This window comes from Anoxybacillus sp. EFIL, assembly GCF_013096955.1.
Taxonomy (GTDB): Bacteria; Bacillota; Bacilli; order Bacillales; family Anoxybacillaceae; genus Anoxybacillus; species Anoxybacillus ayderensis.
Map to the genome: position 1 here is coordinate 326,569 of NZ_SDLH01000001.1, position 22,177 is coordinate 348,745.

Annotated in this window: 19 protein-coding genes, 1 pseudogene and 3 riboswitches; of the genes and pseudogenes, 10 read left to right on the plus strand and 10 right to left on the minus strand. The window is 44.9% G+C overall.

What is annotated here, in order from left to right; translation table 11 throughout:
* Positions 1-94: 94 nt before the first annotated feature.
* On the minus strand, positions 95-2,185 hold the full coding sequence (locus ES017_RS01690; protein WP_021094913.1) for an ATP-dependent Clp protease ATP-binding subunit: 2,091 nt from the start codon (positions 2,183-2,185) through the stop codon (positions 95-97).
* A gap of 127 nt (positions 2,186-2,312) precedes the next feature.
* Positions 2,313-2,705 (minus strand): annotated as a pseudogene (locus tag ES017_RS01695) (TetR/AcrR family transcriptional regulator); the annotation flags it as partial.
* Between the two features lie 71 nt (positions 2,706-2,776).
* Positions 2,777-2,955, plus strand: a riboswitch (Lysine riboswitch).
* A 134-nt stretch (positions 2,956-3,089) separates the two neighbouring features.
* On the opposite strand from ES017_RS01695, the gene ES017_RS01700 reads away from it, so the two are divergent.
* Entirely contained in the window at positions 3,090-4,511 is a 1,422-nt protein-coding gene (locus ES017_RS01700) for an amino acid permease (RefSeq protein ID WP_021094916.1), read from the plus strand.
* A 50-nt stretch (positions 4,512-4,561) separates the two neighbouring features.
* Here ES017_RS01700 and ES017_RS01705 read toward each other — a convergent pair whose 3' ends face one another.
* Both ES017_RS01705 and ES017_RS01710 read right to left on the minus strand, forming a co-directional pair.
* The gene (locus ES017_RS01705; protein WP_042536149.1) at positions 4,562-5,152 is read right to left on the minus strand and encodes a hypothetical protein; all 591 of its coding nucleotides are present in this window, start codon (positions 5,150-5,152) and stop codon (positions 4,562-4,564) included.
* Between the two features lie 18 nt (positions 5,153-5,170).
* Positions 5,171-5,716 carry a matrixin family metalloprotease gene (locus ES017_RS01710; RefSeq protein ID WP_021094918.1) on the minus strand — a complete coding sequence of 182 codons (546 nt, stop codon included), beginning with the start codon at positions 5,714-5,716 and terminating at the stop codon, positions 5,171-5,173.
* A 277-nt stretch (positions 5,717-5,993) separates the two neighbouring features.
* On the opposite strand from ES017_RS01710, the gene ES017_RS01715 reads away from it, so the two are divergent.
* From ES017_RS01715 to ES017_RS01725, 3 genes are read left to right on the plus strand one after another with little or no spacing between them, the layout of a single operon-like run.
* Positions 5,994-7,415: an ATP-binding protein gene (locus ES017_RS01715; protein ID WP_171334645.1), complete on the plus strand. Its 1,422-nt coding sequence runs from the start codon at positions 5,994-5,996 to the stop codon at positions 7,413-7,415.
* Between the two features lie 2 nt (positions 7,416-7,417).
* Complete coding sequence (locus ES017_RS01720) at positions 7,418-8,152, plus strand: ZIP family metal transporter (RefSeq protein WP_042895564.1); 735 nt, start codon at positions 7,418-7,420, stop codon at positions 8,150-8,152.
* Positions 8,153-8,164: 12 nt separating this feature from the next.
* Complete coding sequence (locus tag ES017_RS01725; RefSeq protein ID WP_021094921.1) at positions 8,165-9,016, plus strand: DMT family transporter; 852 nt, start codon at positions 8,165-8,167, stop codon at positions 9,014-9,016.
* 8 nt (positions 9,017-9,024) lie between these two features.
* Here ES017_RS01725 and ES017_RS01730 read toward each other — a convergent pair whose 3' ends face one another.
* The 5 genes from ES017_RS01730 to ES017_RS01750 all read right to left on the minus strand — a co-directional run bounded on the left by ES017_RS01730 (position 9,025) and on the right by ES017_RS01750 (position 13,484).
* A complete protein-coding gene (locus ES017_RS01730; RefSeq protein WP_042895561.1) occupies positions 9,025-9,561 on the minus strand; it encodes a 1,2-dihydroxy-3-keto-5-methylthiopentene dioxygenase in 537 nt (178 codons plus the stop codon).
* Positions 9,562-9,573: 12 nt separating this feature from the next.
* Positions 9,574-10,182: a methylthioribulose 1-phosphate dehydratase gene (locus ES017_RS01735; protein WP_021094923.1), complete on the minus strand. Its 609-nt coding sequence runs from the start codon at positions 10,180-10,182 to the stop codon at positions 9,574-9,576.
* Positions 10,179-10,835: a 2-hydroxy-3-keto-5-methylthiopentenyl-1-phosphate phosphatase gene (locus tag ES017_RS01740; RefSeq protein WP_171334646.1), complete on the minus strand. Its 657-nt coding sequence runs from the start codon at positions 10,833-10,835 to the stop codon at positions 10,179-10,181. Before ES017_RS01740 ends, ES017_RS01735 begins: the two co-directional genes overlap by 4 nt.
* Entirely contained in the window at positions 10,832-12,055 is a 1,224-nt protein-coding gene (gene mtnW, locus ES017_RS01745) for a 2,3-diketo-5-methylthiopentyl-1-phosphate enolase (protein ID WP_171334647.1), read from the minus strand. Before mtnW ends, ES017_RS01740 begins: the two co-directional genes overlap by 4 nt.
* 59 nt (positions 12,056-12,114) lie before the next feature.
* Positions 12,115-12,222, minus strand: a riboswitch (SAM riboswitch).
* An 89-nt stretch (positions 12,223-12,311) separates the two neighbouring features.
* Positions 12,312-13,484: a pyridoxal phosphate-dependent aminotransferase gene (locus ES017_RS01750; RefSeq protein ID WP_171334648.1), complete on the minus strand. Its 1,173-nt coding sequence runs from the start codon at positions 13,482-13,484 to the stop codon at positions 12,312-12,314.
* Positions 13,485-13,581: 97 nt separating this feature from the next.
* Here ES017_RS01750 and ES017_RS01755 point away from each other — a divergent pair, with 97 nt between their 5' ends.
* The 6 genes from ES017_RS01755 to ES017_RS01780 all read left to right on the plus strand — a co-directional run bounded on the left by ES017_RS01755 (position 13,582) and on the right by ES017_RS01780 (position 20,405).
* Positions 13,582-14,376 carry a carbon-nitrogen family hydrolase gene (locus tag ES017_RS01755; protein WP_035064181.1) on the plus strand — a complete coding sequence of 265 codons (795 nt, stop codon included), beginning with the start codon at positions 13,582-13,584 and terminating at the stop codon, positions 14,374-14,376.
* Positions 14,377-14,463: 87 nt separating this feature from the next.
* Positions 14,464-14,563: riboswitch (SAM riboswitch) on the plus strand.
* 72 nt (positions 14,564-14,635) lie between these two features.
* A complete protein-coding gene (gene mtnK / locus ES017_RS01760) occupies positions 14,636-15,805 on the plus strand; it encodes an S-methyl-5-thioribose kinase (protein ID WP_171334649.1) in 1,170 nt (389 codons plus the stop codon).
* Positions 15,806-15,815: 10 nt separating this feature from the next.
* Positions 15,816-16,850 (plus strand): S-methyl-5-thioribose-1-phosphate isomerase, encoded by a 1,035-nt coding sequence (gene mtnA / locus ES017_RS01765; RefSeq protein WP_021094277.1) that lies wholly within the window; start codon positions 15,816-15,818, stop codon positions 16,848-16,850.
* The gene (locus tag ES017_RS01770; protein ID WP_171334650.1) at positions 16,847-17,959 is read left to right on the plus strand and encodes a sugar ABC transporter substrate-binding protein; all 1,113 of its coding nucleotides are present in this window, start codon (positions 16,847-16,849) and stop codon (positions 17,957-17,959) included. Before mtnA ends, ES017_RS01770 begins: the two co-directional genes overlap by 4 nt.
* Positions 17,956-19,449: a sugar ABC transporter ATP-binding protein gene (locus tag ES017_RS01775; protein WP_171334651.1), complete on the plus strand. Its 1,494-nt coding sequence runs from the start codon at positions 17,956-17,958 to the stop codon at positions 19,447-19,449. The genes ES017_RS01770 and ES017_RS01775 overlap by 4 nt, the downstream gene beginning before the upstream one ends.
* On the plus strand, positions 19,446-20,405 hold the full coding sequence (locus ES017_RS01780) for an ABC transporter permease (RefSeq protein WP_021094280.1): 960 nt from the start codon (positions 19,446-19,448) through the stop codon (positions 20,403-20,405). Before ES017_RS01775 ends, ES017_RS01780 begins: the two co-directional genes overlap by 4 nt.
* Before the next feature lie 6 nt (positions 20,406-20,411).
* On the opposite strand, the gene ES017_RS01785 is transcribed toward ES017_RS01780, so the two are convergent.
* A complete protein-coding gene (locus ES017_RS01785; protein WP_021094281.1) occupies positions 20,412-22,148 on the minus strand; it encodes a methyl-accepting chemotaxis protein in 1,737 nt (578 codons plus the stop codon).
* Positions 22,149-22,177: the final 29 nt, after the last annotated feature.

The window sequence follows — 22,177 nt, forward strand, 5'->3', positions numbered from 1 at the left end:
ACAATATACGAATGAACAAAACTTATTCTAAGCTTGTGCATAGTTGATAAGAGACAAGGTGTCCCCATGATTTTCGGGACACCTTCTTCTTGTTTTATTCATCTCTTTCATGTTTCACAACGATGCGATCGTTTTCTACATCAATGTGGATCGTACGTACATGTTCTTCATCAAGCAACACGTCAGCAATTTGGTCTTCGACATGTTCTTGTATGACGCGGCGGAGTGGACGGGCGCCAAATGTCGGATGATAACCAAGTTCAGCTAATTTTTCTTTCGCTTTGTCGCTCATTGTAACAGCTACATGCTGTTCAGAAAGCGTGCGTTGCAATTCAGCGAACATGAGATCAACAATTTGCAACATGTGCGCTTTTTCAAGCGGTTTAAATTCGATGATCGCATCGAGACGGTTTAAAAATTCCGGTTTAAAGTATAGGCCGAGACGTTGGAGCAAGTCGCCTTCGACATTCGTCCCTGCATTTGATGTCATAATGATGACTGTATCTTTAAAGCTGACGGTACGACCTTGGCTATCTGTTAAACGACCGTCTTCTAAAATTTGCAAAAACATATGTTGTACGTCCGGATGCGCTTTTTCCATTTCATCAAGCAAAATGATGCTGTAAGGATTGCGGCGCACTTTTTCCGTTAATTGACCGGCTTCTTCATGACCAACGTAGCCAGGAGGTGCACCGATGAGTTTGGCGACTGCATGTTTTTCCATATATTCGCTCATGTCTAAGCGAATCATCGCATCTTTAGAACCGAACAATTGTTCGGAGAGCGTCTTCGACAATTCTGTTTTACCGACGCCAGTCGGACCGACGAATAAGAACGAACCGATCGGACGGTTCTTCGCTTTTAAGCCGGCGCGACTTCTGCGAATCGCTTTAGCGATTTTTTTCACCGCTTCTTCTTGACCGATGACTTTTTTCGCTAAGTTTTCTTCTAAATGTTTCATTTTTGCTTGTTCATCGTCTTGTAGTTTGCCGACTGGGATGCCTGTTTTTTCTTCAATGATTTGTTGAATGTGCATGACGTCTACAACAGGTGGCTCAGCTTGTCCGTTTTGTTTTAATTGTTTTTCAAGCTGCAATTCTTCTGTGCGCAATTTGGCAGCGAGTTCGTAATTTTCTTCTTGCGCTGCTTTTTCTTTTTCTTTTCTTAATTGTTCGAGACGTTGTTCGATTGCTTCTTTATTTGTCGGTGTCGCTTTTAAGCTTACTTTTGAACCCGCTTCGTCTAACAAGTCAATCGCTTTATCAGGAAGGAAGCGATCTTGAATGTAGCGATGCGACAATGTGACGCATGCATGAATCGCTTCATCTGTATATTTTACTTGATGGAATTGTTCGTATTTTGGCTGAATGCCTTTTAAAATATCGATCGCTTGTTCAATTGTCGGTTCATGAACGATGACCGGTTGGAAGCGACGTTCAAGCGCTGCATCTTTTTCAATTTGACGATATTCTTTTAACGTTGTTGCGCCGATGATTTGCAATTCTCCGCGAGCAAGCGTCGGTTTTAATATGTTGCTTGCGTCCATCGAACCTTCTGCCGATCCGGCACCGACAAGTAAATGAATTTCATCGATGAATAAAATGACATTTTTCCGTTGCTGTAATTCAGCAATGAGTTGTTTCATTCGCTCTTCAAATTGACCGCGAATGCCTGTGTTTGCGACTAAGGAAGCGACATCGAGCACGTACACTTCTTTGTTTAATAATTTTGTTGGAACAGATCCTTCGACGATTTTAAGCGCTAATCCTTCGACGATCGCCGTTTTACCAACGCCCGGTTCACCGATTAACACCGGATTGTTTTTATTGCGCCGATTTAAAATTTCAATGACGCGTTCAATTTCTTTATCGCGTCCGATGACAGGATCGATCAATCCTGCTTTCGCTAATTGCGTTAAGTTGCGACCGAATTGGTCAAGCAATCCGTTTCGTTTCGGTTGTTGTTCTTGTTGTTGGGCGTGGGAAACAGTTTGTTCAGCAAGCGGTGCGAAGAAGTCGGAGAACAATTGATCGAAACGATCGAAGTGGAATCCTGCTGGCACTTTTAATTGTTGTTTTTGTTTTGCATAGCACGCCTCGCAAAGATGCAATTGTTGTTTTTCGTTGTTTACTTGCACATGTAAAAAGATGTTTGCTTCATTTTGTTTACATACTTGGCACATCATAGGCACCAACCTCCTTTTTGACTTTGACTATATTTGACCTTTCTGTCTTTATTATAATTTGACCTTTTTTGACTTTCAAGACCTTTTTTAAAAAAATAAAAAAAAAACATGATAGGAAGATAACCTATCATGGTCGCTTTAACCCATTCATCAAAAACTGAATCGTCCGCTCTATCTCTCGTTCATCATCCCACGGATAGTCGGGCATGACGAGAAAGCGAGTGAGTAAAAACCCCGCAATTGTCGTAATCGTCAAACGAATAATCGTCTCTGGCGGAAGTGGAGCAAGCTCCCCTTTTTGTTGAAAATGCTCGACAATTTGTTTAAACTTTTCGTACACATGATTGATAAAAATCGTTTGAAACTGCGCTTTAATGTCATCGTGAAACGCCATTTCTTGCCATAATACACGAATCGCGGGCAAATACGTTTTGACAAATTCATATCGGTTTTGAAAAACGGCGCGCACAAATTGCTCATCATGTTCATATTCGTTTTCAAATGCATGCTTCAAAATTTTTCATTGACGAAATAAAAAGATTTTTGTACGATAGTAACGTCAATTGCATATGAAATCTTTCTCGTCAACTAAGATGAGATAGAGGTCGCGGCAAATAATAGTAGTTTCATGGAGACGCAGAGACGTCGCTGAAGTGAGATGAAAGGATTTGTCGCCGAAGTTTATAGCGTGCTCTGGCGCTATAAGCTGGGCCTGTTGCCGAATAGGTGCAGGACTGTCATCGCACATGCGGTGGAGAGCTATCGATCTTAAGTTTGATGCGGATGTGTCATATATTGTGCACCCGTTGAAAACTTAGGGTGCACTTTTTTATTTGAAAAAAGTGCACGACAACAGCGCTCTACCGTACGCACCGTATATTTTATGAACGAAAGGATGAAAAACATGAAACAACAAAAACTCGGCTTTTGGGTATTGACCGCGCTTGTTGTCGGTAACATGGTCGGATCTGGTATTTTTATGCTTCCTCGTTCGCTTGCGGAAGCCGCAAGCCCGGCTGGCGTATTGCTCGGATGGCTGTTGACGGGGGCTGGGGTGTTAATGATTGCGATTATTTTTGGTAATTTAGCGATTCGAAAACCAGAATTAAACGGCGGACCGCAAATTTATGCGAAAGAGCTGTTTCCGAAAGGTTCAAATGCGTCGATCTTATCCGGTTTTATGTCATCTTGGGGATATTGGATCGGCAACGTCGCTGGAAACGTCGCCATTATTACGACGTTTGCTAGTTACTTATCAACGTTTTTCCCTATTTTAACGAGCGGACATGTCGTCTTTTCCGCCGGTTCATTGACGTTAAAGCTCGGCAATTTGCTGACGTTTCTCGTTTGTACGGCGCTTTTATGGATGATGCATACAATTATTTTACAAGGAGCAGAAAACGCTGGAAAATTAAACTTTGTTGCCACCGCAACGAAAGTGCTTGGCTTTTTCTTATTTATCGTCATCGGGCTGTTCGCCTTTGAAAAAAGCTATATCCAACCGTTTGTTGCTCCGCGTTACGATGAAGCAGGTCATACGCTCGGGCTTCTTTCACAAATCAACAACGTCGCATTAAGCACGCTTTGGGCGTTCATCGGCATTGAATCAGCGATCGTCTTCGCTTCGCGCGCGCGCAAACAAAGCGATGTGAAACGCGCGACAATTGTCGGTTTATTTATCGCCTTAGCGATTTACATCGGCATTAGCGTGCTCGTGATGGGATTGTTAAAACAAGAGGTGCTCATGCAGTCAGAAAAACCGCTCGTCGATGCGATCGGAACAGTGTTAGGACCGATCGGATCGCAACTGCTTGCAGCGCTCGGTTTAATTAGCTTAATCGGTTCGACGCTCGGCTGGATTTTTTTAAGTGCAGAAGTGCCGTACCAAGCTGCAAAACAAGGATTGTTTATGCGCACCTTTTTGCAAGAAAATAAAAACGGAATGCCGCGCTTTTCTTTAATCGTCTCGAATATGATTGCGCAACTATTCATTTTTTCAACGATTTCAAACTCGATGGCGGCAGCGTTCGATTTCGTCATTTACATTGCGACATTATCGTATCTCGTTCCGTACGTCATCGCATCCGTCTTCCAATTGAAGCTCGTTTGGACAGGAGAGACGTATCGTACGATGCAAGAACGAATGACAGACGGAACGATCGCCGTGCTTGCGACCATTTATTCCATTTGGCTTGTGAAAGCAGGAACGGCCGATATGAAAACATTTTTACTCGGCATCGCCTTGCTGGCAAGCAGCTTGCTTTTTTATCCACTTGTTGTTAAACAACAAAACGGCGAAACGAACAAACAAAAACAGTCAGCATAACAAATCCCCCGTCATTTCGGCGGGGGACACATCTTCTCATTTTCTCATCTTTATTCTTTGTATTTTTTTCTTGCTTTTTCAAACATTTGATTTAATTTTTCGATCTGTTTATTATTTGCTTGCTTGCTACTGTTCAAATGACCATCATACTCAATTTGATTACTATCTAATGGAACTTTCCCATAATAAACCCCTTTGATTGTATACTCATCATGTGTAGTGCTTTTTCTTAAAAACAAAAGATAACTCTTATCATTTTTCATCAATTGATACCCTGCTGAACCGTACATTGTATTCGTTTCTTTATCAAATGCTCCATTCTCCATAACTTTGATAACATTACCCCTATCTAACTTATATCCTTTTTCATTTTTGAACACTTTTTTGATCTCGACGTCACTTATTGTGTAAAAGCCCGTTACCATATCGCCATCTTTATCAAAATGACTCTCCCCACTTTTCTTCGTACCGATTAAAATGACTTCACTATCATTCTCCATTTCTTCTAAATAATCATACTGATCTATAATTTTTGATTCACTATGAACATATTTTGTATGTGCATTGCTTAGTTCAGATGTCGTATGATTACAAGCAGCTAAAAACAAAATAGTAAAAAAAAGAAGAACATCTTTTTTCATTAGATCATTTCCTTCCCTCTAATAGATAGCATTTATTCCGTTCCAATCATCACTCTGTGGGTACTCGTCATTTAAGAAACCTTCCGAAAGCATGATAGCACGAACATCATTCTCATGATCTAGTCCCAGAGCATGACCTATCTCATGTGCTGTCGTTTCCCTCGTTTGTACCCAAGATAACTTTTGAAAACCCGGCAAATAAATCCTTAACTGAGACTTATCATATGTACAATCCCAGCAAGCAGTCACTTGTCCTAACCAATTTACGTTATAGTTAATACAATCAGCGACAACGGAACCCATATCTTTCGTACTAGCCCACCATTTATAGTTAGCTTGGGAAGCATCATATGTCCTAGTCGTACCAATTAAAGGTGAACTATCAAACGCTTCTGATCCGTAAGCTGCCCGTGCTTCATAACCGGCATGAATAACCGATGAGTCGATCCAATATTTTAACGAGTTTGGACTTCTATATTTTCCTCCCAACAGTTCATAAGCATGAACATTGACACTAGGGATTAAATATAAAATGATAATAAGTAAAAAAGTAAATCGTCTCAAATTTGCTCACCTCTAGAATTTCTTATTGTTTTCAACTTTTCAACCATCTTATCATTTTTTTTTTTGCAAATTGTTTTTACACTAATGACTAAGGTAACTCCCTTGGTCTTTTTTATTTTTCGTCCTCTATCATTTACAGAACATATTTCGACATCATTCGTTTTCGTCCTTCCTGCCCGAGCAAAAATCCCCTTCTTACACTAATGATTTTTTCAGCCTTTTTTCACATGTTTATGTTATAATATTCCTTGAATTTCGTTTTGTCGAGGGAGTACATATGGGGAGAGAGAAAATGAGACGGTGGTTGTTGTACGTCTCGCTTGTTATTTTGCCGTGCTTTGTTGGGAGCGCATGGATTGTGCTTTGGCAAGACGAACAGCAGCAACAACAACTGCTTGAAGAAACGCGAACGTTTGCGAATATACATAAAAATGACCTTGACCGTTTTCTTGCGGAGACGACGGCTCGGCTAGAAACGTTAGCGATCGTCCTGAGCAAACATATCGCGACATTAAAAAAGGAAGAAATAAACGACATATTGCAACAAATGCAAAAACAAGACGTTCGCTTTGAACGCATCTCGTTCGTTTCCGACATGACAAGTTCAACGATGTACATAGCAAAAATAACGAAACAAACGATGATCGATACCCATCAGACGACGACGATCGTCACGCCAATTATCGATGAACAAACAAATCAAACGGCTGGCTTTCTCGTTGCAAAATTGCGCACAGCGTACATGAAACATCGCATGAAAATCATTGATCCAAACGCATCCTTTCGCTTATACGATGAACACGGAACGCTTCTTCTTGCGACAAACAAACGTCAAGCATCACAACAAAAAGTAAGCGTCCATTTAAATCACGCACCGTGGACGATTGAAGCGAACGTGCCGCGCGTAAATATGAAACAAAATATACAAGCTTCCCTTCCTTATATCTTGTCGCTTATTGTGATCATCCATATTATTTGGTTGTTCATTCAATATTCGCTATTAAAACGGCAAACGATCGTCGAACGAATGGAAACGGAAGCGCAAAAGCTTGAGTTAATCGGTACGCTAGCCGCAAGCACGGCACACGAAATTCGCAACCCGCTTGCGGGCATTAAAGGGTTTATTCAACTATTAAGTGAAAAACATAAAGATAACGAATCGCAACTTTATTTTTCGGTCATTCAAAACGAAATCACACGCATTAACGATATCGTCAATGAATTTTTAATTCTCGGCAAACCGACGGCACAAAAGCTTGAAATGTGCGATTTAAATCATATCGTCCAAAGCATTCACCCGATGATCGAGTCGCAAGCACACTTACATAATGTTATTTATTCGTTTCAACGCGCCGATGTACCGCTTCCGATTCGTTGTTCGAAAGACCATTTAAAACAAGTCGTCTTAAATTTAGCAAAAAATGCGATAGAAGCGATGCCGCACGGTGGCGAGCTAACGATTTCTCTTGAAAAACAAGGAAGCTTCGGCATATTGCGCGTCAAAGATACAGGTTGCGGCATTCCGAAACATGTGAGCGACAAGCTATTCCAACCGTTTGTCACATCTAAACAAACAGGCACAGGGCTTGGGCTCGTCATATGTAAACGCATTATAGACATGCACGAAGGGACGATTGACATTCATAGTATAGAAAAGAAAGGAACGACGATTACCGTTCGTTTTCCGTTAGGAGGGTGATTATGGTTGACATGCTGATCGGAAGCACGCTATCTGCACTTGCCACAGGAGCTGGCGCTGTCCCGATTTTATTTTTGTCGCGCTCGTTAACACACAAATGGCGCGACATGTTGCTCGCTTTTACGGCTGGTGTTATGATGGCGGCATCCATGCTTGGACTCATTCCAGAAGCGCTTTCTTCCGGAACGTTTCTTGCCTTAACGGTTGGATTGTGCGTCGGTGTGCTCGCGTTAACGTTTCTTGAAAAAATGGTGCCGCACATCGACTTAGCGCATACCGAAAGCGGCATAAAAATTGACCAAAAAGCGTTGCTTGTGCTTGCGGCGATTACGCTTCACAACATCCCAGAAGGACTATCTGTCGGCGTGAGTTACGCTTCCGGCGAACAAAACCATATGGGTGATTTAATTGCGCTTGCGATCGGCTTCCAAAACGCGCCTGAAGGATTGCTCGTTGCGCTTTTTTTATTTAATCAACAAATTTCAAAAGGAAAAGCGTTTTTGATGGCAACAGGGACAGGACTGATTGAACTTGTCGCTTCCGTCATCGGCTTTTATTTAACGTCGATCGTCGATGCGCTCGTCCCGTACGGATTAGCGTTTGCTGCTGGAGCGATGTTGTTTATTATTTATAAAGAATTAATTCCTGAAAGCCATGGCGATGGGAATGAACAATCGTCAACGTATTCTTTTATTATCGGACTATTAGTGATGGTATTTTTAATTGAAACATTTTAAAGGATGATCTACATGTCGAAATATTATATGCTTCTTTTATTGACAAGCGCATTATGGGGAGGAAACTTTGTCGCAAGCAAATTGCTTGTCGCCCACGCCTCCCCGCTCACGCTGACGTTTATTCGCTGGACGATCGCCGTCCTTTTTTTATTTCCGATCGTGTTAAAAAAAGAACGATCCGTCCGTCTTCAAACGCGCGGCATCGTTCCTTTGATTGCGATGGGGATGTCGGGCGTCGTGTTGTTTAACGTATTTATGTTTCAAGCGCTTCGCTATACATCAGCGGATCATGTCGGTTTAATTTCAACGCTAAACCCGATGGCGATTGCGCTCGTTGCATACGTCGTCTATCGTGACAAACTGACGCTTCGGCAATGGGTGGCGATGATCGTTTCGCTCATCGGTGTGCTCATCGTCATGACGCACGGGCAACTGCATCGTCTAGCGGATGTAAACATCGGCGATGTATGGATGATCGGAGCGGTCATCATTTGGGGCGTTTATTCAGCCTGCGCCAAAGCGGTGATGACATCGTACTCTCCGCTTGCGGCGACGTTTTGGTCTGGCGTATTTGGCGTCATCGGATTGCTGCCGTTTCTTTCTTCTTTTTCCGTTCATGATGTGAACGTCTCCTTTTCGCTTGCGCTTTTATATACGAGCGTTGGGGCGACGGTGCTCGCGATGTTTCTTTGGAACGTCGGCGTCAAACGAGTTGGTGCGACGACAGCGGGCATGTTTTTAAATTTTAATCCGCTTTTTACTGCCTTGTTTGCATACATACTTCTTGGAGAAACGTTAACGCCACCACAATGGATCGGTTCATTCGTCACCATTGCAGGCGTCATATTGTTTACAAAAAAATAGAAGGGGCGTTATTCCCCTTCTTTTTCTTCATATGGATGAGCAACCCAACCGGATGGATCGATAAATAACCGAACGGCAACGACTTGACGATCGTCCATTAATGTAAAGAAATGCGGATTTCCTTCTGGCACAGAAATGACGTCTCCTGCTTCGAGTTGTACGTCAAAATATCCTGTGTTTTCGTCTCCTTTAATGACGAAAATGCCGTGCCCCGCGACGATTGCACGCACTTCATCTTCCGTGTGCGTATGCACTTGTTCAAATTTTTTCAATAGCTCTTCTAAATTTGGCGTTTGCTCACAGAGAGCGACAACGTCCCACGCTTGATAGCCTCTTCGCTTCGCTAAATGTTCAATTTCCGATTGAAACGCGGCTAAAATGTCCGCTTTTTCTTCGTCTGTTAATACAAATTTGTTTTGAAGATGCGTTGGAAGTTTACTTGCATCCCAATGTTCGTACAACACACCTTGCTTATTTAAAAACGCAGCGACGTTTTCCTTTCCTTCAATCACTTCTCCTGTATTGCGCACTTTAATCACTGCCATACTTACTCCCCCTTATCGTTTTAAAAGTAATAATTTGACGTGGTACTGACATAAAAACTCGCACGCTTCTAGCCATTTTTTCGCTTCAAACGCATCTTTTCCCCAAACGGTAATGCCGTGATTGCGAATAAGTACCGCCCCTGTGCTTTCATGCACATGTTTCGCAAATTCATCCGCCAACGTCGGAATATGTGCGAAATTCGGAATAATCGGAATGCGAAATACCGCATCTTCTTCCCATAATCCGAACGCTTTAATGATTTCTTGATTTGTAAAAACGACTTCCCCTTCATCGCCGTACCATTCCGAAATGACGTTGTTGTCAACGGTATGCACATGCAAGACGCAGCCGGCGTTCGTTTTGTTGTAAATGCGGACGTGAAGAAGCGTCTCCGCTGACGGTTTGAGAGACGTCGCTTCCGCTGGCTGTCCGTCCGCACCGACGAGTAAAAAATCTTCTGCCGTCTCTTTTCGTTTATCTTTGCCGCTTGCGGTCACAAGAAACGTGAGCGGCTCATCGCTCACTTTGAGCGACAAATTGCCGCTTGTTCCCATAAACCAGTCGCGCGCCGCTAGCTCCCGTTTCACCTCAGCGAGCTCTTCCCATTTTTTTTGCCTCATGCGACCACCTCGCTTTCTTTTAACGCATCGATGACATCATAAAACGTCGTAAACGGCGTATGCGGTAAGTGAAGCTCACGGCATTTTTCAAGCAAAAAGTCGCGCGCGATGACGTGATCGGCTCGTTTTGCTGCCGCTAAATCGGTAATGGAATCGCCGATGACGATCGTTTTCGCCCCTTCTGGCGCAAGTTTACGAAGAAGTGACGGCTTGCAACAGCCGCATTCATTTTGACAATGTTCATCGCATGCATACGGCCATGTAATTTGAATCGTTTCGCCGCGAAAGTCCGCGCGATTGCAAAAAATGCGTTCTTTTTCAATGAACCCGTCTAACAACGGATAAACGAAAAAATCGATGCCGCCGCTGACGATATAAAGCGGCATATGTTGTTGTTTCGTCCATGCGACAAACTCGGAAAATCCGTCGCGAATGCGGGCAGTGTCAAGCAAAAATTGCACAATTTCTTCTTTCAATGACGACGGCAAAAGGGAAAACATGCGCCCAACGCCTTGTTGTACGGAACATCTTTGCGCAAGTATATCGTCTTTGATCGCTTCCCACTCCGGTGGGGCGAACTGTTTCATCACCGCAATAATGTTATCGTTTAACGTAATCGTCCCGTCAAAGTCGCAAAAAATGACTGGCTTCATGATGCGCTCCCCCATAAATGAAGCGCTTGTCGCAACGGTTCGTTTTCTTTTGCCGCTTCATGAAGCGAACGCCCTGAAAGCACCGCTTCAACTGCCGCTCGAAACGCTTGCCCGCCGCCAACCGCTCCGGCTGGATGACCGTGCACCCCGCCGCCTGCGTTAATGACTGAATCGATGCCAAAATCGCGAACTAAAAGCGGCACAAGTCCCGGATGAATGCCGGCCGATGGGACAGGGAACGCGCGGACGAACGGCTCTTCTTTCGTCAGTTCGTCGGCAATCGCAAGCGTCTGTTCTTTTTCAAGCGCTACGCTTCCGTACGGAGATGGGAAAAGCGAAAAGTCCGCTCCTGCCATGCGCAACAGTTTGCCAAGAAGAAGCGCATAGCTCACTCCATATACGTGCGATGAAGCGATCGCGCCGCTAAATGACGGATGCGCCATGATCGGCAAACGAATGTCATCGTCTTCGCGAAGCGCTTGCAATACATCAAGCCCGTATGTAAACACGTTAAACAACAACACGTCCGCACCTAACTCCGCTGCGCGCTTTGCTTTTTCTTTTAGTTCAAACGTTTTTCCTGTTAAGTTCACCGCATATAACGTCCGATGCCCTGTTTGTTCGTACACATCGTTGAGCGCTTGTTTTCCTGCGACGATGCGTTTTTCAAACGGCGTCAAGTCGTTTTCAAACAAAATTTCATCGTCTTTCACGAGATCGACACCGCCGAGCGCTTGCAGTTTTAATTGCTCGGTCACATATCGCAAATCGCGACCGATCACCGCTTTAAAAATGCTCATGACAAGCGGACGGTCAAAAACACCAAGCTTTTCACGAATGCCATCAATGCCAAAGCGCGGACCAGGAAATGCTCGTTTTAATTCGTCAGAAAACGTCAGGTCAACAAGTTTAATCGTTCCATCAAGCGACAATTTGCCAAACGTCGTCGTCAAAATCGCTGGAAAATCGGCACTAAAATTGACGCTCGGATACGAAATGCGCACGAGCGCCCGTTTCAATCGCTTCCCGAAATACGTATTGACCCGCTCATCTTCCTCAAGCTGTTCAATCGACTCTACAACCCCTTTATGTTTTTTCAACTGTTCTTGTTCAAGTTGCGGCAAATCGGTCCACGATCCTACCGTAAGCCCAAGCGCAATCCCCTCCGCTTTTTTCGCCAAATCTTTGTCATCATGAATCAAATATGTTGCCGTAATCATCGTATCACTCCTTTACAAATAAAAAACCTCTTCATAAGAAGAGGCTAATCGTTCGTCTCTTCTTATCTCTCAGCTGATTGCTGCGAGAATTAGCACCGTGCTTAACGTTCGTTAAGTCGGTTGCCGGGCTTCATCGGGCTCGTCCCTCCGCCTACTCTTGATAAGAATTCGCAATGTATGAAATTTTTTGAATGGTTCGTTTTTCATAAATTTAATTCGAATTATGACAGCAGTCTCTCATTTTGTCAATGATTTTTTAAAAAAGTTGCAATCGTCCGATTCGTTCTGCTGCTTCTTTCAGCCGTTCTTCGCTTGTCAACAGCCCTGTGCGCACATATCCTTCCCCATGCTCTCCAAAGCCGATGCCTGGGGCAACGGCGACATGTGCTTGTTCAAGTAAAAGATTGGCAAACGTTTCGGACGTATATCCTTTTGGCACCGGAAGCCACGCAAAAAAAGAACCTGCTGGCGCTTGCACGTTCCAGCCGATGTCGTTTAATGCACGAATAAACGTATTCCGTCTTGCTTCATACGTGGCGACAAGCTCATCGACGCATTGTTGCGACTGTAAAAGCGCAACCGCTGCCGCTTCTTGAATGGCGCCGAACATGCTCACATACAAATGATCTTGCAAAACGTTAATCGCTTCGATCATGCTTTCGTTGCCGACCGCAAAGCCGATGCGCCATCCTGCCATATTGTACGTTTTTGAAAACGTATAAATTTCAATGCCAACGTCTTTCGCCCCTTCGACTTGTAAAAAGCTGACCGGCTTTTTCCCGTCAAACCCGATCGCCCCATACGCAAAATCGTGCACGACAGCAATGCCGTATGTTTCAGCAAACGAAACGGTTTTTTTAAAAAACGATTCCGTTGCTGTCGCGCCTGTCGGGTTGTTCGGATAGTTTAAAAACATCAATTTCGCTTGACGAACGACGTCTTTGTTTAACTCCTCATAATCGGGCAAAAAGTCGTTTTCCGCCCGCAGCGGCATCATTTCCATGCGCGCCCGCGCAAGCACAACGCCCGACCAATAGTCCGGATAACCGGGATCGGGAACGAGCACGACATCGCCGGGGTTTAATAAACAAAGCGGCATTTCAACGAGCCCAGCTTTGCCGCCAAATAAAATGGCGACTTCTTTTTCTGGATCAATGGTTACCCCATACTCCCGTTTGTAAAACGTCGCTACCGCTTCTTTCAAAAACGAATACCCGCGAAACGGGGAATATTTATGGTACGCTGGCTTTGCTACCGCCTGTTGCATTGCGTTTACAATATGAGCAGGGGTCGGCTGATCCGGATTTCCTTGCCCAAGATTAATGACGTCATGCCCTTCAGCAATGACCGTATTGACTTTTTGAACGAGCGAAGCAAAAAATTGCTTCGGTAGTTGCTGTAACAAGTTCGATTGCGGAAATGTTTTCATTTTTCGCACACCTACTTCACAAAAAGGTTGAAATTCTAGTCATGTATCATATATCGTAAAAATCAAAATGTAAAGAAAATTTTTCGAGGTGAATGAAATGAATATCGCTTGTATACAAATGGACATTGCGTTTGGAGCGCCTGAAAAAAATAAACAAACGATCGTGCGCTACATGGAACAAATGGCGCGTGACGTCGACGTCGTCGTATTGCCAGAACTATGGACGACAGGATACGATTTAACGAGATTAACAGACATCGCCGACGAAAACGGCGAAGATACAAAAACGTTTCTTTCCTCGCTTGCGCGCACGTACGATGTGCATATTGTCGGCGGATCGGTAGCGAAAAAAACAGACAAACAAATGACGAATACGATGTATGTCGTCGACCGAAACGGCCATGTCGTTAGCGAATATAGTAAACTTCATTTGTTCAAATTGATGGATGAACATATGTATTTACAAGCTGGGGAGACGTTACACGTTTTTCAACTCGCTCACACGACGTGCGCAGGCGTCATTTGTTATGACATTCGTTTTCCAGAATGGATTCGCACTCATGCGCTTCACGGAGCCGAAGTGCTATTTGTCGTCGCGGAGTGGCCGCTTGCTCGCCTTCATCATTGGCGTACGTTATTAATGGCGAGAGCGATTGAAAACCAATGTTACGTCGTCGCTTGCAACCGCGCAGGAAAAGACCCGAACAACACATTTGCTGGTCATTCGATGATCATCGATCCATGGGGAAACGTGCTCGCTGAAGGGGACGAACAAGAAACGGTCATTATGGCGAATATTGACATAAACGAAGTGCAACATGTGCGCGGACGCATCCCGATTTTTGCTGATCGTCGCCCAGACGTGTATAAAATTTTTGAAAAAAAGGATTGACAAACGAGCATGAACCGATGTATGATTCGAATCAAGCGAATTCACGAAACTTTTTCACTGTTAAAAACATTCAAATAACGATAAACACTCTTATCAAGAGCAGGTGGAGGGACGAGCCCGATGAAGCCCGGCAACCGGCGATGACGCACGGTGCTAATTCTTGCAGCAGTAGGCTGAGAGATAAGAGGTGCGAAGCAAACTTCAAACCTCTTTCGTTCAGCGAAAGAGGTTTTTTATTTATGTCAAGGGAGGAATTTGTATGTACGAACCGTTAACAGAACAAAAAGCGATCGCCCTTGCTGTTCGGTTGGGGCTTTTTGGAAAAGATGCGCTTCTTTCATGCAAAGAAATTGGCGATGGCAACTTAAATCTCGTGTTTCGTATCGTCAACGAGCGCACAAACGACAGCATCATCATCAAACAAGCGTTACCGTATGCGAAAGTCGTCGGCGAAAGCTGGCCGCTCACGTTAAAACGGGCGACGATTGAAAGCCAAGCGTTGCGCACTTTCGCAAGCTACGTCCCTCAATACGTTCCGAAAGTATACTATTCTGATGAGTCTTTAGCGATTACAGTGATGGAAGATTTATCGCATTTACAAATTGCACGTCGCGGGCTGATCGAAGGAAAAACGTTTCCAAAACTTTCGGAACATATCGGTGAATTTATCGCAAAAACAGCGTTTTACACGTCTGATTTCGGCATGAACCAACAACAAAAAAAGAAACTCGCACAACAATTTACAAACCCTGAACTTTGTAAAATTACAGAAGATCTCGTATTTACCGACCCGTTTTTTGACCATGACACAAATAACTTTGAAGCGGAACTTCGCGCAGATGTCGAGCAGCTTTGGCAAGATGACGCATTAAAACGCGAAACCGCAAAATTGAAACGGCGCTTTTTAACGAAAGCGGACGTCTTGCTTCATGGCGATTTACATACAGGAAGCATTTTCGCAAGCGACGATGAAACGAAAGTGATCGACCCAGAATTTGCATTTTACGGTCCAATCGGCTTTGATCTCGGGCAATTTTTCGCTAATTTGCTGTTAAACGCTCTCGCTCGCGATGAACGTGACCGCGAACCGCTCTTTCATCATATCGAAAAAACGTGGAACGTGTTTGTTCGCACATTTTCTGAACTTTGGCGTGAAAGCGATGAACCGTATGCGCAAATTTCTGGCGTGCTTCAAGACGTGCTTCACGATGCAAAGATCGAAGCGATTGGATTTGCTGGCTGTGAAGTCATTCGCCGAACGATCGGTTTAGCCCATGTCGCAGACGTTGACGAATTGCCGCTTGAGCGCCGACTTGATGCGAAACGTCACGCGCTTCGCCTCGGACGTGCGCTGATCGTACAGCGTGAACAATTGCCGATTCAGGCGATCAAACAACTTGTGCAACAAACGGTACATGTGAACAGCTAGGAGGAAGACAATGAAATCTGTACAATGGCACGATACACATATCACAATTTTAAACCAACAAGCGTTGCCTCATAAGACGGAATATTTAGAATTAAAAAACATAAAAGACGTATGGGATGCGATCGTGACGTTAAAAGTGCGCGGGGCGCCGGCAATCGGCATGACTGCCGCTTACGGCTTAGCGCTTGCGGCAAAATCGTATGAGACGGACGACTTAGCGCAGTTTCACGCCGAGTTAAAGCGCGACCGCGACTATTTAGCTAGCTCGCGTCCGACCGCTGTCAACTTATTTTGGGCGCTTGATCGGCTTATGAAAAGCGTCGCGCAAGCAAAATCCGTCAACGAAGCGAAAACGACGCTCATTCATGAAGCGATTTGCATTCAAGTAGAAGATGAAGACGTATGCCGCCGCATCGGCGAACATGCCCTTTCCCTTTTTCAAGACGGCGATCGCATCATGACGATTTGCAATGCCGGGGCGATTGCGACGGCGCGCTACGGAACGGCGCTTGCTCCGTTTCATTTAGCGAAAGAAAAAGGAATGACGCTTCACGCGTATGCGTGTGAAACGCGGCCTGTCTTGCAAGGGGCACGGCTCACCGCTTGGGAGCTTTCGCAAGCCGGCGTCGATGTGACGCTTATTACCGACAACATGGCCGCGCAAACGATGAAAGCAAAACGCATTTCCGCTGTCATCGTCGGCGCGGATCGCATCGCCGCAAACGGCGACACAGCAAACAAAATCGGCACGTTCGGTCTAGCCATTTTAGCAAAAGCGTTCAACATCCCATTTTACGTCGCCGCCCCGCTCTCAACGATCGACTTACAGACGAAAACAGGCGACGACATTCCGATTGAAGAACGCGCTAAAGAAGAAGTGACGCATATCGGCGGCGTGCGTATCGCACCGAATGTGAACGTCTACAACCCTGCCTTTGACGTCACACCGCATGAACTCATTACCGGCATTATTACCGAAAAAGGCATCATTTTTGGCGATTACGAAACAAAACTACTGACATTATTTGGGGAGGTTTTCGCATGAGAAATTTATGGCTTGCCTTCGTGCTTCTTTTGGTGCTATTAGCCGGATGCACGAACGAACAAGATGCCGTTTCTAAACCGGCACAACAACCGAAAGAAGAAACGAAACAAACGAATGAAACAACAGGAGCGGACATTCCAGCCGCACTAAACAAACCGATTAAAATTGCCGCTATTATGCAAATGTCGATCGGCACCTTTTCATCGCAGTATATCGCAGGTGTGAAAGAACAAGTCGCAAAATTTGGCGGCGACGTGCAAATTTATAACGCGGATAACGATTTAACGAAAATGGCATCGTACGTCGAAACGGCGATTAACCAAAACGTCGATGCGATTTTATTAGATCATGGACGGGCGGATGCGTTAAAAGCCCCTGTGGAAAAAGCGCTAGCAAAAGGCATTCACGTCGTCGCATTCGATAACGATTTAAACATTCCGGGTGTCACTGTCATTGACCAAGACGATTACAGCTTAGCATGGAAAACGTTAAAAACGTTAGCGGAAGATTTAAATGGTGAAGGCGAAATCGTCACGATTTGGGTCGGCGGCTTTACGCCGATGGAACGGCGCCACGTCATTTACGGAGCGTTTCAAAAACGATATCCGAACATAAAAGAAGTCGCCAAATTCGGCACAGCGAGCGCAAACACCGCTTTAGATACACAAACGCAAATGGAAGCGATTTTGAAAAAATATCCGAACAAAGGCGATATTGATGCGGTGTTTGCGACGTGGGATGAGTTTGCCAAAGGAGCAACGCGCGCCATTCAACAAGCAGGTCGAACAGAAATTAAAGTGTACGGCATCGACTTAAGCGATGAAGATTTACAAATGATTCAACAACCGAATAGCCCATGGGTCGCAACGACAGCAACCGATCCAGCGGAAGTCGGACGCGTGCAAGTGCGCTTTGCGTATCAAAAAATTGCAGGGGAAAAAACGCCAAACATTTACTCACTTGAACCGCATTTAGTGAAACGTTCTGACTTACCAGATCAACAAGTGTCGATGGGCGAACTGCACAACTACATTTCGGGCTGGGGGCAATCAAATGTCGCTGTCTCTCCATGGATGAAAACGCTCGAACAACAGGTGAAAAAACAATGAGCGGGCTTTCTATGAAACAAATCGTCCATTCGTTTGGCGATGTCACCGTATTAAACGGCGTGAACTTCCATGTCCAACCGGGCGAAGTTCACGCCCTTTTAGGTATGAACGGCGCAGGAAAAAGCACGTTAATGAACATTTTAGCTGGTCACCTGCAAGCAACGAGCGGAGCGATTGACATCGATGGACGGTCGTATACGTTTTCTTCCCCAAGAGATGCGAAGCGAGCGGGCATCGGACATGTCGTGCAAGAAGTGGATGCAGCGTTATTCCCTGCCCTATCCGTATATGAAAATGTGCTCGCTGAACAAATTGTCGAGCAACCGAACATGTTGTTTTCAAAAATGAACAAGCGGGCGTTTGTGTTACAACTTCTTGAGCGCGTCGGTTTGGCGCATGTATCGCCTGATGCGTCCGTCCAAACGTGCTCGCTCCATGAAAAACAGCTTATTTTACTCGCTCGCGTCCTTTCTTCTTCCGCTCGCTACATTATTTTAGACGAGCCGACCGCCTCGTTAAGCGAAGAAGAAACGAAACGGCTATTTGCGATGATTGAACAATTAAAAGCACAAGGCGTGTCGTTTATTTACATTTCGCATAAATTGCACGAAGTAAAACGCATTTGCGACCGGATGACGATTTTGCGCGACGGCACAGTTGTATATGAAGGTGATGTATCGCTTCCGACGGAGGAGATCGTGCGCCATATGGTCGGGCGGCAACCGGAGACGCGCAACACTTTTGCGCGGGAAAAAAGTGAAGAAACGATATTTGAAGTGAAACAACTATACATTCCAAAAACGAAAACGACGGTAGACCTTGCTGTACGACGCGGGGAAATTGTCGGCATTGCCGGCATCGTCGGCGCAGGAAAAACGGAATTAGCAGAAAGCATCATCGCCCATGTGAACACGATAGGGGAACGCATCGTGCGCGGGAAAAAACAAACGTGGACATCGCCAAAAGATGCGATCGAAGCAGGCGTTTGCCTCATCCCAGAAGAGCGCCGAAAACAAGGATTATTTATGAACGAAACAGTAGAAAAAAATTTGACGGTGCGCCTATTGTCGAACATTTCGAAATGGCAATGGATAAACAAACGACGCGAGCGCACGATCGCGACATCGCTCATTTCATCGTTACATATTCGTCCATCCTCGCCGACCGCCTTGGCGAAAAACTTAAGCGGCGGCAATCAACAAAAAGTCGTCATCGGCAAATGGCTACAAACGAATAGCGACGTATTTCTTTTTGACGAGCCGACAAAAGGCATTGACGTGCACGCGAAAGAAGAAGTATTTTCGATCATTCGCTCGCTTGCTGAAGAAGGAAAAGCGATCATTTATTTCACGAGCGAGTTTCAAGAGTTGCTTCGCATTGCACATACGATTTACGTCATGGTCGACGGTCGTTTCATCAAAAAAATAGACGCTCAAGAGGCGACATACGAACAGCTCGTCCATGATACAACAGGAGGTGACATGAGATGAAGTTTTTATACAAATACGGAACGATCATCGCCATCGTTGTCGTCATTAGTTTTTTCAGCATCACGCTCGATTCGTTTTTTACGTATGCGAACTTTAGCGACATTTTACGTTCGATTTCGATCGTCACGCTCGTTGCGATCGGCATTACGTTTTCATTAATTGTCGATGGATTTGATTTATCGGTCGGCTCAACCGTCAGTTTAGCGACTATCGCAAGCGCCTCCGCGCTCGTTTTACATCGCCAAGAGCTTTTCGTCGCGCTCATCGTTCCACTTCTTCTCGGCGTGCTCGTTGGATTGCTGAACGCCTTTCTCATCATTCGCCTTCGCTTGCCCGATTTATTGGCGACGTTAGCGGTCATGTATATCATTAACGGCGTACAATTGACGTATACGAAAGGATTTTCGATTTACAACGACATGCCGCTTCCAGAAGGCGGAACGGCGCCAGGAAAATTTATTCCATCGTTTTTATTTATCGGACAAGGAGAGCTGTTTGGCATCCCATTTTCTGTGTTGCTTATGCTTTTTGTCGTCGTTTGTGCTCATCTTTTTTTAACGTATACGAAATTCGGTCGCTTGTTTTATATGACGGGCGAAAATCGCGAAGCAGCAAGGCTCACCGGCATTCCCGTCGATCGTTACCGCACGATTGCGTATATGATTAGCGGACTGTTCGCTGCTTTAGGCGGCATTGTTCTTGCTTCGCGCATCGGCACCGGACAAGTATCGGCAGGGGCTTCCTTATTAATGGATGGCGTCGCTGCTGCCTTTATCGGCTTTTCCGTCTTTGGCGCAGGTAAACCGAACGTCATCGGTACGCTGCTTGGTTCGATTTTAATCGGGGTGTTGTTAAACGGGCTGACGATGATGAACGTCCCGTACTACGCCCAAGATATCATAAAAGGAACGATTTTAATTTTCGCACTTGCGTTGTCCCATATTGTAAAAAAGTAACCCACCTTACGCAAGGTGGGTTTCAAACGTCCGTTCTTTTTCTACTTTTTCCATTAGTTCATCAATAAGACGAATCACTTCGGTCGATGCTTGTTCGAGTTCTTGCAGTTGCGCTTCGGCACCTTTTATATCGCCTTTTGCGTACGCTTCCGCTGCTTTTTTCGCCGCGACGTGCACACGTTCATGAGGGGCATCAAGCTTTTCATACGCTGGCGTGCCTTTCAGTTGTTTTTTCGTTTGTTCATCAAAGTACCATTTTCCTAATCGGCATTGATGGTGAGAAGCGACATCTTCCGGACGAATGTTCTCGTAGCCGACAATCATATTGTAAATGCGCCATTTCCATAATAAGTGATCCGTTTTCGCTAAATGCAATAACGCTTTCGCAGATAGTTTAATATTGTTTTCGTTAACTAAATTTAAGCGGAAACGGTCGATCGCTTTGCTTAACGCATGAACCGTCTTTCCTGTTTTTTCACCAAGCTCGCGAATGTCATCTGTTAATTTTGCAATCGATGCCATTCGGTTTGCGATTTCATCGACAGCCGCCGCTTGCTGTTCAGCAACCGCAGCATTCGTATTTGTACTATCTTGAATGTCGCCCATCGCTGATACGATTTCGTTTAATAAAGGCATCGCTTCTTGCGCTTGACGGACCGCTTGGCGAATCGTCGATGATGTTGAGTAAATCGCGGATGATACTTCCGATGAAATCGTCCGCAACTCTCCGACGTTTCGTTGCACTTCGCCGAGCGATTGCACTGTATGATCGGCAAGCTTCCGAATTTCTTCCGCAACGACGGAAAATCCTTTTCCGTATTCCCCTGCACGTGCCGCTTCAATCGAAGCGTTTAACGCAAGTAAATTCGTTTGATCCGCAATGCCGTTGACAAGCTGCATCACTTTTTCAATCGCGCTTAAATGTTGTTGTAAATGTTCAAAACGGTCAACCATGTTCGTAAACTGTTCGGACGTTTCCATAATTTCTTCAAACGCTTCCGTCATCATTTGTTGCCCTTTTTCCGCCTGTTCAACGGATGTCGTCGTTTTTTCGGCGATGACGGTCGCCGCGTGCGCCACTTCCGAAACGGCCGTCGTCATTTCTTCCGTCGCCGCCGTCACCATTTGTACATCGCTATTTTGTTGGTCGAGCGCTTGTAGTAAATCTTTAATAAACATAATTTCCGCATTTTGTTCCATCAACATTTCTGTTCCGCTTGCGATTTGTTCCATCATCGTTTCTGTGTACACTTCAACGAGCAGTTGTTGCTCAATATTAATCGCCCGCTGCAACGTTTCCATCAATGTTAAACAACGTTTCGGCGCCAGCGCCGTTTTCGACAGCAACGTTGTTAAAATAAAGAAATTCAAATGATTAAAGGCAACGATCAATTTTCCGACATTCACTTTTTGTTTGCGCAACAAATGGAAAAAGCGAAGCGATTCATCGACGTACGCGCGGTTGCGTTCCATCGTAAAAAAGGCGTTCATATACGCTTCAATGCGTGCTTCAGTCACCGCATTTGCCGCTTCTGGCTTCACTTGTTTCAGTCCCTCATAAAAAAGACGAACCATCTCTTGTTTGTACGGTGCAATGAGTTCATCAATTTGTTTTAACTTTGCGAAATCTTCTGTCGTAAAATGGTTGTATGATAACGTGTCGATAAATCGTCCTTGAAACGAATAGTCTGTCCCTTTTTCAAGCAATTCGTTTAATGACGGACGAAGGCGCTTAAATAACATGCGATTCACCTCTTTAGCTGTCTTGACAT